Annotated in this window: 11 protein-coding genes and 1 pseudogene; 3 read left to right on the forward strand and 9 right to left on the reverse strand. The window is 43.9% G+C overall.

What is annotated here, in order from left to right:
• Window positions 1-95: 95 nt before the first annotated feature.
• The 3 genes from O9334_RS17985 to O9334_RS17995 all read left to right on the forward strand — a co-directional run bounded on the left by O9334_RS17985 (window position 96) and on the right by O9334_RS17995 (window position 3,681).
• Entirely contained in the window at window positions 96-2,027 is a 1,932-nt protein-coding gene (locus O9334_RS17985) for a transglycosylase domain-containing protein (protein ID WP_190380276.1), read from the forward strand.
• Between the two features lie 196 nt (window positions 2,028-2,223).
• Window positions 2,224-2,799, forward strand: coding sequence for a Uma2 family endonuclease (locus tag O9334_RS17990; protein WP_288001604.1), 576 nt, complete (start codon window positions 2,224-2,226; stop codon window positions 2,797-2,799).
• 72 nt (window positions 2,800-2,871) lie between these two features.
• Window positions 2,872-3,681, forward strand: a complete 810-nt coding sequence (locus O9334_RS17995; RefSeq protein ID WP_288001607.1) for a DNA adenine methylase — start codon at window positions 2,872-2,874, stop codon at window positions 3,679-3,681.
• Window positions 3,682-4,665: 984 nt separating this feature from the next.
• Here the strand turns inward: O9334_RS17995 and murI are convergent.
• From murI to O9334_RS18040, 9 genes and pseudogenes are all read right to left on the reverse strand, one after another.
• Window positions 4,666-5,478 (reverse strand): glutamate racemase, encoded by an 813-nt coding sequence (gene murI, locus O9334_RS18000; RefSeq protein ID WP_045357825.1) that lies wholly within the window; start codon window positions 5,476-5,478, stop codon window positions 4,666-4,668.
• Window positions 5,479-5,575: 97 nt separating this feature from the next.
• Complete coding sequence (locus O9334_RS18005) at window positions 5,576-7,474, reverse strand: N-acetylmuramoyl-L-alanine amidase (RefSeq protein WP_045357823.1); 1,899 nt, start codon at window positions 7,472-7,474, stop codon at window positions 5,576-5,578.
• A gap of 260 nt (window positions 7,475-7,734) precedes the next feature.
• A complete protein-coding gene (locus O9334_RS18010) occupies window positions 7,735-9,123 on the reverse strand; it encodes a cation:proton antiporter (protein WP_045357821.1) in 1,389 nt (462 codons plus the stop codon).
• A gap of 238 nt (window positions 9,124-9,361) precedes the next feature.
• On the reverse strand, window positions 9,362-10,369 hold the full coding sequence (locus O9334_RS18015; RefSeq protein WP_288001612.1) for a Rieske 2Fe-2S domain-containing protein: 1,008 nt from the start codon (window positions 10,367-10,369) through the stop codon (window positions 9,362-9,364).
• Window positions 10,370-10,384: 15 nt separating this feature from the next.
• Complete coding sequence (locus O9334_RS18020; RefSeq protein ID WP_288001615.1) at window positions 10,385-10,792, reverse strand: Mpo1-like protein; 408 nt, start codon at window positions 10,790-10,792, stop codon at window positions 10,385-10,387.
• A gap of 152 nt (window positions 10,793-10,944) precedes the next feature.
• Window positions 10,945-12,651 (reverse strand): N-acyl-D-amino-acid deacylase family protein, encoded by a 1,707-nt coding sequence (locus tag O9334_RS18025; RefSeq protein ID WP_045357814.1) that lies wholly within the window; start codon window positions 12,649-12,651, stop codon window positions 10,945-10,947.
• A gap of 3 nt (window positions 12,652-12,654) precedes the next feature.
• The gene (locus O9334_RS18030; protein WP_190380372.1) at window positions 12,655-13,953 is read right to left on the reverse strand and encodes a glycosyltransferase family 2 protein; all 1,299 of its coding nucleotides are present in this window, start codon (window positions 13,951-13,953) and stop codon (window positions 12,655-12,657) included.
• Between the two features lie 8 nt (window positions 13,954-13,961).
• Entirely contained in the window at window positions 13,962-14,597 is a 636-nt protein-coding gene (locus tag O9334_RS18035) for a YybH family protein (protein WP_199319034.1), read from the reverse strand.
• A 12-nt stretch (window positions 14,598-14,609) separates the two neighbouring features.
• A pseudogene (locus tag O9334_RS18040) lies at window positions 14,610-14,747 on the reverse strand (IS4 family transposase); the annotation flags it as partial.

The raw sequence follows: 14,747 nt of genomic DNA on the forward strand, positions 1-14,747 counted from the left end.
GCTAGTATTTAATTTTTTAACAAAACCTTTAGAATAGACTTTCAAGCCAGTTTAATCGATCAGTCCCCTCTTGGAAAAAGGAAATTGTAACCATCGTGTCCACCAGTACCGTCGGCAATCAAGACAAAAAGCAGCAGCCCAGTAGTTCCTCCCATAGCTTTCTTCAGGGAGTCTCTAGAGTCGCGGGGGGAACTGTTCTCGGCCTGTTGATGGTATCCACGGCTGTCGTCACGGGGGCTGTGGTAGGATTAGCGATTAGTTACCGCAATCTACCCGATGTGAGGATTTTACAAGGCTATGTCCCCACGGAAACCAGTTATATCTACGATGTTAAAGGCAGACCCCTGACCAGCTTACACGGGGAAGCGAATCGGGAAGTGGTGGAACTCGCTCAAATTTCTCCCAATCTAAAACGCGCAGTGATGGCGATCGAAGATAGCCATTTCTATCACCATCGTGGTATTAACCCTAATAGTATCGGTCGGGCAGTGGTCGCTAACTGGAAAAGTGGCGGTGTGGTAGAAGGTGCATCTACCCTCACCATGCAGTTAGTCAAAAATATCTTTCTTTCCCATCAGCGTACCGTTAGCCGTAAATTAGCCGAGGCGGTCCTGGCAGTACGAGTGGAACAGGTTTTTAGCAAAAATGACATTCTGGAAATGTACCTCAATAATATCTATTGGGGTCATAATAATTACGGAGTCCAAACCGCCGCTAAAAGTTATTTTAATAAACCCGCCTCCGAGTTAAATTTAGCAGAATCGGCGATGATGGCGGGAATAATCCAAGCGCCGGAAGTTTATAGTCCTTTTAATAATTATAAAACCGCCAAGGAAAGACAGGCACTGGTTCTCAGTCGGATGCGTAGCTTAGGTTGGATTACCCCCGCACAGGAAGAGGCCGCTTTAAAGGAACCTCTGAAACTGGGTAAACCCACCGCTTGGCAAGAAAGTAAATTACCCTACGTTACCGATGCAGTGGTGGCAGAATTGCGGCAAAAATTTGGCAAGGAAACCCTAACTAAAGGGGGAATGCGGATTCAAACCACGATCGATCTCGACTTTCAAAATATGGCCGAGTCCACCATCCAACAGGCCTATAATAGCTTGCGTCGTCGCGGTATTCGCACCAAAGACCTACAAATCTCTCTAGTCGCGGTGGATCCCCGCACCCATTTCGTCAAGGCGCTCGTCGGTGGTGTTGATTACAATAAAAGTCAATTAAACCGCGCCATTCAATCCCGTCGTCAACCGGGGTCAGCTTTTAAACCCTTCGTTTATTATACTGCCTTCGCTAGTGGTCGTTTTACCCCCGAAACGGTGGTTAATGATGCTCCCGTCCGTTTTCGCGAGGCTGGCGGCTTCTATAGCCCAAAAAACTACGGAGGCGGCTTTTCTGGTCCGGTTTCCCTGCGTAGCGCTCTGATGCAGTCTCTGAATATTCCCGCGGTTGTTCTCGGTCGTCGCGTCGGGATAAACAAAGTTATTGAAGTCTGTCGTCTGCTGGGTTTCGAGAGTCCTTTAATTGCCGTCACTTCTTTACCTTTGGGATCCGTGGACGTGACTCCTCTGGAAATGGCGGGGGCCTACGCTACTTTTGCCAGTAATGGCTGGCATTCCGATCCTACCTTTATCATGCGTGTTACTGATAGCCGGGGTAACGTCATGCTCGATAATACACCCAAACCGAAGCTAGTTTTAGACCCCTGGGCCACCGCTTCTCTCAATTCTGTCCTACAGGGAGTTATTCAGGGGGGAACAGCAACCTCGGCCCAAATCGGTCGTCCAGCAGCGGGAAAAACCGGTACTACCGATAACGAGAAAAATGTCTGGTTTGTCGGTTATGTTCCCCAATTAGCCACCGCAGTGTGGATTGGAGATGACCGAAACCGCACTTTAGGTAAAGGTATCACCGGCGGTGGTTTTGCCGCTCCCATTTGGCGCGATTTCATGGCACAAGCTCTGAAAAATGAACGGGTAGAATATTTTCCCTCTCCCTCCAAATTCCGCAAACCAACAGTTAAGTAGATGGTTAATCTAATTGGTTATGCTGGCGAACATTTTCGTTAAATAGTCAGAATAGTTAAGAAATCGACCTATTTGGTCGATTTTTGCTTAACAATTGAGATGGCCAATTCTCCTTAAATATGCCTGAATCGTGGGTAAGCAACCCAGATAAAGTTCATTTATAATAAAGTCACAAAAAAAACCTTTGCTTGAACCGATGACGACTTCCTTGACTGAGAGTCTCACCCTTGAAGATTTCCTCAAATTGCCATATTTGGAGGATTCTCCAGCATGGGAATACTTGCATGGAGTCGCAATTCAGAAACCCATGCCTAAGACTCGACACTCTATCCTGCAAAAACGTCTTTTAGCTGAGGTTGACAGCCATACTGTTGATTATACAGCCTTACCTGAGTTGCGATGTACCTTTGGCGGGCGTTCGATCGTTCCTGATGTGGCCGTAATTGCATGGAATCGAATTAACCTGAATCAAGCAGGTGAACCGGAGGACGACTTTACCGAAGCACCTGATTGGACTATCGAAATTCTTTCACCAGATCAAAAGGTAAACCGTGTAATTGACAACATTCTACATTGTTTAAAACATGGCAGTAAATTAGGATGGATGCTTGATCCAGATGATTATTCTGTTTTAATGTTTACTCCCCAACAAGAGCCGGAAGTTTGCAGAGGGGATCACCAGCTTAAGGTAATTGCAGGGGTTCAGTTGACACTGACTCCACAACAAATCTTTGCATGGCTAAAAGTTGGTCAAGCTAGACAAAGTAAGTAGAAGTCTGGGGAGAAGCACGAGGACTAACTTGGTCGTTAGACGAAATTCAATAATAAACGGATTTAGTATAAAATGTCAAAAATTAAAAGTCCCTTGCGCTATCCGGGAGGGAAATCCCGGGCAATTAAGCAAATTCTGCCGCAAATTTCTGTCAATATTAGGGAATATCGAGAACCTTTTTTTGGTGGTGGTTCTGTGTTTTTTGCTGTTAAGCAACTCTTTGGACAACAGATAAAAACCTATTGGATTAATGACTTAAATTATGATTTATATTGTTTCTGGCAATGCGCTCAAGAAAATATTGATTTATTGGTAGCAAAGATAACAGAAATTAAACAGAAATATGATAGCGGACGAGAATTATTTCAAGATTTGACAAGGGAAGATTTAAAGTTAACCGACTTTGAAAAGGCGGTGCGTTTTTTTATCTTAAATCGGATTACTTTTTCGGGAACAGTGGATTCGGGGGGGTATTCTCAAGCAGCTTTTACCAGTAGATTTACTGATTCATCAATTGCCAGATTAACTCAAATTGCGCCCTTATTAGCATCGGTAAAAATTACTAACCAAGACTACGAAGAATTATTATTTGCTGAGGGAAAAGAAGTTTTTATCTTTCTCGATCCCCCCTACTATAGTGCCACAAAATCCCGTTTGTACGGCGTAAGAGGGAATTTACATACCAGCTTCGATCATCAACGTTTTGCCGATAATATGCGTCAATGTCAGGCTAAATGGTTAATTACCTACGATGATTGTCCAGAGATACGAAAACTCTTTGATTTTGCCCATATTATCGAGTGGAATCTTCAGTATGGCATGAATAATTATAAACAAGGATCGGCGGCATCTGGCAGAGAATTAATGATCAAAAATTATTAGTGGGATGCCGAAGGCACTGCGTAGCAGTACGCTGATCTTATATGTTAGATTGACGGCTGTTACCCAATATACTAAATCCTGTTTAAAAGAGATAGAGGAGAGGGGAGCAGGGAGTCGGTTTTTAAAGTTTGATCGGGAGTTAATCACGCTATTGAAAACAGATTTAGTACTATCTAATATTTAACTCAAATAAATTTTAAAATTGCCTTTTTATGCTTGAGATTATGACAAATATCCTAGCTTCGCTGCTCAAATTATTCTCAAATCATGATTGATTACGACGACAATCTTCTTCGTCGCCAAATCTTGATTATTCTCCTTTCGATCGAGCTTAAAAAAATTTTTTCCCAGTCCTTGACAACTTATGTTAAGTTGATAGTGGCAGTTGCCAGAAATTAACCCCCAGTTCTCACCTAGGAATTGTTAAGATGAGGAATTTTTTCTCGTCAGTTTCTAGTGGGAAGAATGGAGTTGAAGACGATTACCTGTCCAACTCGATCGCAGTCCTTTGGCAGAGTGACTGACGGATAAGCTCGATCTGTTTGCAGATTTAGCTAGTTTTCTCGTCCCTAGTCATTCAATGATCAATGGGGAAAGATCGAGCCTACCTAATTTTAACTATCTTCTCTCCTCCCTAATCAAACAATGCCTACCATGACCTTAGTGTTACCAATGGTGTATCTACTGCTGATCTACCTCTTACTAGCGATCGCCAAAAAAGCTAAAATCAACTCCTAATCAGTTATCAGTGATCAGTTATCAGTTATCAGTTGATCAGATTTGAGTTTTAAGTGAGCAGTATTACAGCGTTTCTCAGATACATGAGGTTCGTTCTTGCCGCTGAAATAGTTGATGAGCAAGTATTAGTGTCTGTGCTTCACCTTGACGAGAAAGGCTGTAAATAGCAGTTTCCTACTGTCTTTTCACTGTTACTGCACACTGATTACTGATCACTGATTACTGATCACTGAAAAAGGCCGACGGCTATAAAACGGGGACAGGCAAATAAACCTTTTCTACCTGAGGAGAAAAACCGAGCCATTGACGAGATAAACGAGCAAAAGTGTTAGGATCACCGCTAACTGCGAAGTTAGTAGGTAGGGGTGTTTCGGGATTTTTTAGACCTAATAATTCTAGCTCTTTTTCCGCCGATCGCACAACGGCAGCGGCGGGATCTACCAAGCGCACGGAACTAGGTAAAAGACGACGTAAAACCGGGGAAAGATGGCGATAATGGGTACAACCATAGACCAGAGTATCAATATTTTCTGCTAGTAAAGGCTGAAGATATTCCCTAGCCACCTGCGTGGTGTAGGGGTCAAAAATGCGGTTAGCCTCGATCAAAGGGACAAATTCAGGACAGGGAATTTGCCAGACTTGGGCAGTAGGATCGATTTCTTGAATCGCTTGTTTATAGGCATTACTTTTAGCCGTAGCGGGGGTAGAAATCACCCCAATGCGCTTTCCTTTTTGCACGGCAGTTTTGGCCCCGGGTAAAATTACCCCTAAAATTGGTAAATCTTTAAATTCGGCCCGTACTTCTTCTAAAGCCAAGGCGGAACTGGTATTACAGGCCATAATCACCATTTTCACCTGGCGCTCGCTCATCCAAGTGAGAATTTCCCGGACAAATTCGATAATTTCCCCTTTAGAACGGGTTCCGTAGGGAAGTCTAGCGGTATCAGCGAAATAGAGAATCGATTCTTGGGGCAGTTGTCGATACAACTCCCTTAAAACGGTCAGTCCACCCACACCACTATCAAACACACCAATCGGACTAAATTGTGATTCTCTCATAGATATCGAGGAAAACGCTGATCTAAAGTAGCTTTATTTGATGATATTAAAACACGGATTTTTTGATTGGTAAACTAATGCTCCAATCATTTAATCATTAACGGAGATTTCGTTGAATATATTCAATAATCCCCCTTGCGATCGCCGCCGCCATTTGTCGTTGAAAGTTGGCATTGGCTAATTTAGCCGCATCCTCAGCACCGGTAACGAAACCCACTTCCACGAGGGTAGAGGGCATTTTCGAGGTTCTCAGCACATAGAAACGGGCCCGACGCACCCCCCGATCGCGCATATCGACAGTGCGGACAATATTGCGATGGATGGTATCCGATAAACGGCGATCACCGAAGTAATACACCTCTAGGCCATTGACATCCGGTCGTGCTTTCCCCATAGAGTTAGCGTGGATACTGACAAATAGATCGGCATCGATCCGGTTAGCCAGATCCGTGCGCCCTTGCAGGGTGACAAAGAAATCGCTATCTCTAGTTAGACGCACATCGATGCCCTGTTGTTGCAGAATGCGGGTAACTTCTAGGGAAATGGGCAGAATCACGTTTTTTTCCTGAAGGCCACCAATTCCGATCGCCCCCGGATCCTTACCACCATGGCCCGGATCGATCACCACCAGAAAGCGGCTATTGCCTTGTCGGGGGGGATTAGGAGTGGGGTTAGAGGGCCGCGGCGGCGGGTTAAATTGGCCCGTATTGGGGGGTAAGGGAACAGGGATAGTGGTGAAGTCAGGAACTTGGGAAACGGGGCTAGAATTGCGGGAGGAAAGCAATTCTAGGGCTAGGGTTTGACCGTCCGATTGATTCAGTTGACCTAATTGAAATCCTGCCGCGGTCTGTACCAAAATCAGCACCCTATTGGCACTTTCCTGACGTACCCGCAATTGATAGATGGGACTATGGCGACCGAAGCGCGGACCACGAAAAGACTCGGCTAACTTAGCATTTTCGATGCGTAGTTCATAGACACCATCCTGGTTAACACTGCCGTTAGCTTTCAGGGGTAAATCCGCACGAATTAAGAGGCGATCGTTATTGCCCGTCAGATCGATCGAGGAGATCGTGGCCAAACGATTGCTAGAAGGGGGATTATTGGCAGTTTTCGGGGGGGGATTGTTGGGGCGAGGATTGGGATTAGTGGCGCTAGTGGGGGGAGGAGAGGAGATATTATCCACGGCACCCAGACCACCCCTAGGCAGTAAAACCAAGCCACCAAAACGACTATAGAGAGCTTGCCAATCGGGACTATCTTTATTAACGCTTAGGGAAATCTTAGCCCGTTGATTGGCAGTCTGACTGAATTGAATATCGCCGACACCGTAACGGTTAACTGGGATAGTTTGACCGGTGAGACTGCTCGGTAAAGTGGCCCCGGGTAATTCAAATTCGATTTTTTTGCCGTCGCGGCTGCGTTGACTGCGGATCGATCGCTCATCACCATTTTGCTCTAAACGGACAAAAAGACCATTGCGAGTGACCTGAAAATCATCGTTGTTGTCCGTCTGGCTAACTGGAGGTGGGGGAGTGGGACGGGTGGAACCGCGATCGGGGGGAGGTGTGGGGTCAGGGGTAACGGGTGGTTCTGTTTGCTCAGTAATCGGTTGGGGTTCTGGCAGTTCCACTGTCCATTGGGTGGGCGAAATTCCGCGAATTCTTACCTGTTGAGGATCAAAGGTGTAGCCTGGGGCCAATTCAATCACTAAACGGGTAGTTTCCGCATCAAATTGACCGATACGGACACTTCTGACGATATTGCCAATGGGCCGGTTAATATTGGGTTGCCCTAACTTGATCCCGGGCAGATCGATCACGATCCTGGTGGGGTTAGTGATCATTTGCGCTCGCGGTTGCACTCGATTGTCGGTGGTGAACACCAGACGATTCTCATTGGTGTCGAATCGCCAAAAGACGAGCTTGCCCGCCCAAGCAGGGGCCGCCACCAGCAACCAAGTTAATGCGCTTAGGAATAACCAATGAAATCTCACGATCGATGCTCCCGTTGCTCGGTTATCAATTACCTTTTTTCGGTAAAAATGGACGATTTTGTCGATTTTTTGCCATCCATAGCTCCGTTAATGCTCTGAGAATGACTATCAATAAAAACAAGCTTATGGGACGTTGGTATGGTCTGCTATGTTTCTGATCAGTTATCAGTTATCAGTCATCAGTTATCAGTTATCAATGAAAAGACAGCGCTGTTAGTACCACTTAATACTGCTCACTTAACACTACCACTGGTAACTGCTCACCGATCACTGCTCACTGATTGAGGACTGGCGGTAGGTTCTTTAAATACTAACCTTAACAGGGGCGGAGCGATAAAGGTAGTCAAGATCACCATCATAATAATGGCCGCATCGGTAGCGGGGGATAAAGCGCCACTAGCAGCCCCGACTCCAGCAAAGACTAAACCCACTTCACCCCGGGGAATCATGCCAACTCCGATCGCCAAGCGATTGAGTTTTTCCTTGCTGAAAACGGCTAACCCCGTCACCACTTTACCCAAAATAGCGACGACAATTAAGAAAGCCGCTAAGACTAATCCTTCTCGATTAGTGGGAATAGCGGGATTAAGGACACTTAAATCGGTTTTTGCCCCCACACAGACGAAAAATATCGGTACAAATAAATCGGCGATCGGGAACACTTGTTCTGCCAATTCCGATCGCTTTTCCGTTTCCCCTAGGACTAGGCCCGCGGCAAAGGAACCGAGAATCGCTTCTAATTGGATAACTTGGGCAATATAGGCAAGAATAAAGGCGAAAATCAGGGAAACTAAGAGCAATTGTCCCCTAGTTTTCATGCTATTAACTAATTGAACGTAAAAGGGGCTTAAAAAACGACCGATCAGGATCGCCCCGATCACAAAGGCGCTAGAACTAATAGCTAGATAAATTACTTTGCTAATCTGCACTTCTCCGGTCTTCACCAAAGAAGCAACGACGGCGAGAACGATAATACCGAGAATATCATCGAGAACCGCTGCCCCGATGATAATTTGACCTTCTTTCGCCGATAACTTCCCTATTTCTGCTAAAACCTTGGCGGTAATGCCGATACTGGTAGCGGTTAAAGCTGCCCCGGCAAAAATAGCGGCAATGGTGGCCAGATGAAAGATATAGATTAAACCCAAAGTACCCACTAAAAAGGGAACCGCAACCCCCACCACTGCCACAGCGGCTGCCTGTGGACCGACGCGAATTAATTCCTGCAAGTCTGATTCTAAACCGATCTCAAACAGCAGGATAATTACCCCCAATTCCGAGAGGACGGAAATCACCTCACTAGCAGCGCTAAAAACGGCGGGAGATTGCTCTGGGGTGAGGGGGGAAGTGGATTCTAGGAAGTGAATGAGCAAAGAATCCTCGAATCCCGCCCCTCCTTCTGGAAAAACCAGTAATTTTAGGGCAGAAACCCCGATGATCACGCCACCGACTAATTCTCCTAACACGGGAGGCAAGTTGAATCGGACGCATATTTCCCCCCCCAGTTTACAGGCGAAATAAATAACGGTCAAACTCAGCAGCACGCAGGCTAAAACTAAGGCACTATCAGCAGTTTCGGCTGTAGCTGCCGAGGCTAACAGGGGAAGATTAGGACTCCAAGCGGAAGAAAGGAAAGGCTGTAGTATCATCGCTTGCTCAAAATTACTCTCAATTCTGTCAGGTAAACGAAGCGTGGAAACTGGAAAGGAACGCGAAAGGGGAATTATTGCGCCAACTCAAAAATGAAACGCACGACTCCTCAAGAGTTGACGGAGAGCCTCTTCCCAACCTCCTCCTCCTACCTTGAAAGTGGGAAGTAGGAAGTGGGAAGTGTGGGAAGCAGCGGGGCGGGGAGGCTACCGCTTTCATCCTTGACGGTGTAACTTGTTACATGGCCACTGCCTCCGTTGACCATCGAGACGGTTCTAACTGGTTGACGTACTCTATATATTGAGCTAATGGTTGATCCATGCTCAGGAGCAATTTTGGCTTAAATTGAATATTATCGTAAATTTTGCCGTCTTCATCCCTGAGCATATAATAAGCTAATCGAGTCCAGAGCAGTAACAGGGTACTAAGAAGATACCCCCTAATACCGGGGCGTTTTTCTGTTATATAAATCGGCTGAATTCTTGTCTTGGCAGGTGCTATGGGGGTATAAGCATAGAGCATATATAGGGGGGGGAAAAGCTGCACGTTTTCCATCATTTTTAATAAACCAATACAGCCATAAGCATATCGCATAGAATACTGATATGTAGCACCCAGAAATCTTTGACCTAACCTTTCTCTCCAAGTAGTTTGTGGAAATTGTCCCCTGATGGTAAAGTCAATTTGTGTACCGATTTCACTGGGGAAATTTAGTGATAGTTCCATTTTGATATCTAAATGATGTATGGTTTTTAAATGTTGAATATCAATCCCATTCATCATACAGATATGATGATGGCAAGTTCTAGTAAAAGAGCGATCAGTTTGTGTGAGAATTTCTTTGTCTTTTAGTTCATCAAAGTTAGGTACTTCTTCTGGTGCTTCAGCATCAGGATAAATCCAGATAAATCCATATTTTTCCTCCGTTGCATAAGCTTGTACTCTAGCTTGAGCAGGAATTTCTGATTGAGAGGGAATGTGTTGACAAAGACCACTTTCATCAAAAGTCCAATGATGGAAAGCACAACGAAGAAAATTGCCTTTAACCTCTCCAATTCCCAAATCGGTTCCTAGATGAGGACAGTAAGCATCTAAAGCCCGCACTTGCCCGTCCTCCCCGCGGAAAATAACAATTCTTTGTCCGCACAATTCTAGAGATTTTGCTTTCTTTTTAGGTATTTCTTGACTAGAGCAAGCTATATACCAGCCCTTAGCTATTACATCCCAATTATTAAAAATTTGCATAGGTATCTATTCCAGTCAAGTAGTAGATTGATAATTTTGTAAGATTGCTTTTCTCTCTTGAATATCATCTCGATATTTACCCATCAAAACTCTCAATAACATTTTACCTAAACAATAAGAAGCTCGCCAGGAAAATACTGCATCTTGTAAATCAATATGGCTGCGCTCAAATAAAAGATGTCCGGTTAATCCCAGCACCTGAGTTAGAGGTAAACCCAACAGCAGCCAAAAATTTTGCGATCGCCAAACATAAAATATCAAACTATAGAAAAAGAATATTCCTAGAATGTGTAAAGTAATATTAATTGGCTGTTGATGTTTGCTCACAAAAATATCCCAATAATCTGTAAACGGATGCGCCAAAATTTGGTTATTAATTCGATTGATTAATTTTGGATTATTTCCATAATTTAGTTTACTCATAAGCTCTAGCGGTTTCTCCTCACATCAAGCACGATTTAATTATTTTCTCTTGTCTGGCAATTCTCAATGAAATAGAAACAATTCTCCTGCCGACCAGCTGTGGCTACCGGTAAGTTTACAACCTAAATAGGATCGCTATATATGTATCAGGTTCAGCGAGGAAATAAAACTGTTCCCAACTTGGTTTTTCCCAAGATATCCTTCACCTTACCTCCACTAACAACCGGAACTCCATTAATATAAACCGCTTGCACAATCTCCTCCGAGCCGCGCTTGACCATACGCAATTCACCGTCCAAGATTGGATCTGATATTTCCACTTGAGGACTGATATGCTGATGGAGAGAATGGGGTTCAAGTAACACTATATCAGCTTTGGCTCCGACTTTGAGGATACCTGTATCCAGGCGAAACCATTGTGCTGGTTCTCCCGTAACGCGGCTAATAGCAGCTTCAGGGGAAAGGAACTTAGTGGCTACTGCTTGTTTGAGCAAAGACAGAGCGCCATCATAATAGCCTAGATTGCGGACATGGGCTCCAGCGTCAGTAAAACCGGCTAAGATATAGGGATGCCGCATCAGGGCTAAACGCGGGATGGGGCGATCATTTGCACCTGTAGCCACCCAGCGTAAATCTGTGTCATATTGTTGGAGTGCGTCGATAAATAAATCTACTGGTTGTTGTTGTTTTTGACGAGCAATTTCGGCAAAACTCAGACCATACCAACTTATTTCTGGACAACGGATAACTTCTATCAGATCTAAACGGCGATGGAAGGATTTACGCCAATTACTGGTCCATTCTTGGCAAAATTTGTGTCGGAAACCTTGAGATTGCCATAGTTCTTCTCGCTCTTTTCTTGACTGACAACTATTGAGTTCTGCGCCGGTAGGGAATTCTTCAAATAAGGGAGTAACCGGTCCATCGGAAAAAATGGTAAACGGTTGTGTTAACGTTTGAAAACGGACATTTCCACCTAATAACCGATTCCAAATAAAAAGCAGTGGAGCAAATATGCGCCAGAGTTGGCGCTGGTGGACAGCATCTAAAGCCGAGAGAATTGTTAAACGCAGTTGTTTTTTGCCAATTCCTGAACCCAGCCGCAGAATGTCAAGGAAAGAAGAGAGCCGTTGTAGGTTAGGGGTAACTTGAAAAACGCGATCTTTTTGCCTGCATAGAGCAGCTAACATGGCATATTCTTGAAATTTTGCGTGTTGAGAAGGAATGGTATAACCTCGCCACTTTCCAGTCATACGATGCCAAGGAAACATATCAATGGAAATGCCCAGAAAACCTGCTTCTAAAGCATCTGTGGCTATCTGCTGCATAATTTTTAGTTCAATTTTAGTTGGTTGAGCAGTTAAGCTCCGTTCCAATCCCATTACATGGGCGCGTAGAGCGCTGTGTCCAAACATGGGAGCGACATTGGCCCCAAGAGATAACTTTTGTAAATGCTGTAAATATTCCGTCGGTGTTTGCCAATCAATCGACTTTTGTAGCCATTTTGCAATTAACTGATGGGAGATTGTTTCTACTCTTTGAAAAATATCTGCTAACATTTGCGGTTCACCGATAGCAATGGATAGGCTACAGTTACCAATGACTACGCTGGTCACTCCATGGCGGACTGATTCACTCAATCCCGGCGCAATTTCTAATTCTAAATCGTAGTGGGTATGAATATCAATAAATCCCGGTGTTACCCACAACCCAGTGGCATCTACTACTTCAAGTGCAGGGATATTTAAGCCAGGAGCAATGGCGACAATCTTACCTTCTTGAATGCCAATATCTCCGACCATGGCAGGAGAAGATAAGCCATCAAAAATTAATCCATTTTTAATTAGTAGATCTAACATAATTTATGATCCGTAAGTATTTAAACCCCGATGCTCGGTTTTAATCCAAGGCGAGTGCTGCTTTTGCAGACACATTTTCAAGGTGGTTACAATCATGACAGGAATCCAATGTATCATGTAGATAGAACCTTGCATAGTTCCCCAAACTAAAGACCATCCTCGTAAACCCTGAAATTGATAAAGTCCGACCATAAAAGCAATTGTTAAAATAATACTTAGTAATACTTGAAGTGGCAACAAAACTGGGTATTGGTCATAAAATATTGTCCAAAATAAATCGGCTATAAGTCCAAGGGGAAGTAGAAACTGTAACAAAAAAAATAAAATTAAATCAATTTCTTTAGCCCAACCTAAAGTAAAAATTTGTGGAAAATAATCTAGGTAACGCTGATACCCGCCCTCCGCCCAACGACAACGTTGAAGCCAGAGGGATTGCGCGGTAGTTACTCCTTCTTCCCGAATAGATGTAACTATCACAAACTCAATCTCAGCACCTACTAGATAAAGTTTAAAACAAAGATCTAAATCATCGGTGACTGTGTTTTCATTCCAGCCTTGACACTTTTCTAAGAAATCCCGCTTAACTAGCATCCCATTGCCGCGCAGTTCACACATTCCGCCAATAGCAAGGCGATGGGTCTGAAGAAAACTATCACAGCACATTTCCATTTGCTGACAACGGGTTAAGAAATTAGTATTAGTATTAGCAATTTCCTTTCGTACTTGTACTGCACCAATCCCTTTTTTTTGGAACAGAGGTACTGTTTGCCGCAGCAAGTCAGCCGGTAACTGAGCATCAGCATCACAAACGAGAATAATCTCTCCTCGCGTGTAGGGCAATACTGCATTTAAAGCCCCTGATTTACCACCTTTAGCTTCTCGCCGATAAACTTGTAAAGATGGCAATTTAGTTAGCATTTCCTTTAAGATTTGCGGTGTTTCATCAGTACTACCATCGTCAATAATCCAAAAATCTAAACAATGACTTGGATAATCTAATTCCCCTAAGCTTTCCACCAAATTAGTCAGGACTGCACTTTCATTTTTGGCAGGAACTAAAATGGAGACTAGGGGAAGATAATTATTACTTTCAACCACAAAATTAACTGGTTTTGCTATTAACATTCTTAGAGTTTGTATGGTCAATATAGTTATTAAAACCAACATAAACCCCTGAGTTACTGGCCACCAGTGTACCAGACTCACTCCGCTCCAAACTATTAGAACTACTAGGATAGCTTTCAGACGAAGATAGCGGTTAAAGCTAATATTGGTACTGGGATGAACAGTATTAATTTTCATTTGAATTGCTATACTATTGTAGCTCGACGCTTAGTTCTACGATTTAATATTACCATGGTAGCTGCCCCCAGTAAAAAGCCGCCTAACCCCGCTGCAACCCCTAGGGTTTTATTTAATTGTCGAGCAGCATTCAATACTGGATTATCCAGCAGATTAGAGGAGAAATGCAATGATTGAATCATCCATTTGTCCTCTAATTTTTGTAATACCGCTGTCCAGCGCAAAGTCATATTAGCCGACTTACCATCCTTGAAAGAGAAAGTGGTTATTGCTCCCCCCGCCGCCACATCTATTTCTGGGGAGAGAAAGGTTCTGATGGTCTCCCCTTGTAGTTGCATTTTTATATTTTCAATCGTACTGGAAAACTGTTGATTCCAATACTTTTCAAACTCAGAGGTGGTGTGAAAAACTTGGTTATCAACTGTTGTGATGATGAACTGGGGGTGCAGATAGGGGTCAATTTTGGTAAAATTACGAGTGTTTAGGGCTTCTAAGGCAATTTCTCGGGTGCGAATAATTGCGTCGATGTCCCCCTGGCCGACATCTGCTAGAGCAGAGGAGGGGAAATTCCCAATTACTATGGCTAACAGAACAATACTAAGTAGTTGAGCCAATTTGTAGATGTTGGTAAATTTTTGTTTCATTATATTAAAAACCTAAGTACAGGACAAAAATTGTAGGGAATGAAGAAAATCCCGATGATTAGGCAAAGAAGGGTTAAGAATCAGATGACGAAGATGGTCAAAACCTAAGCGAAAAAGACTCTTAGCACGACGACCGTGTTTCTTGAGGGG

The organism is Microcystis sp. LE19-8.1F (assembly GCF_027531715.1).
In the GTDB taxonomy this organism is placed as follows: Bacteria; Cyanobacteriota; Cyanobacteriia; order Cyanobacteriales; family Microcystaceae; genus Microcystis; species Microcystis wesenbergii_A.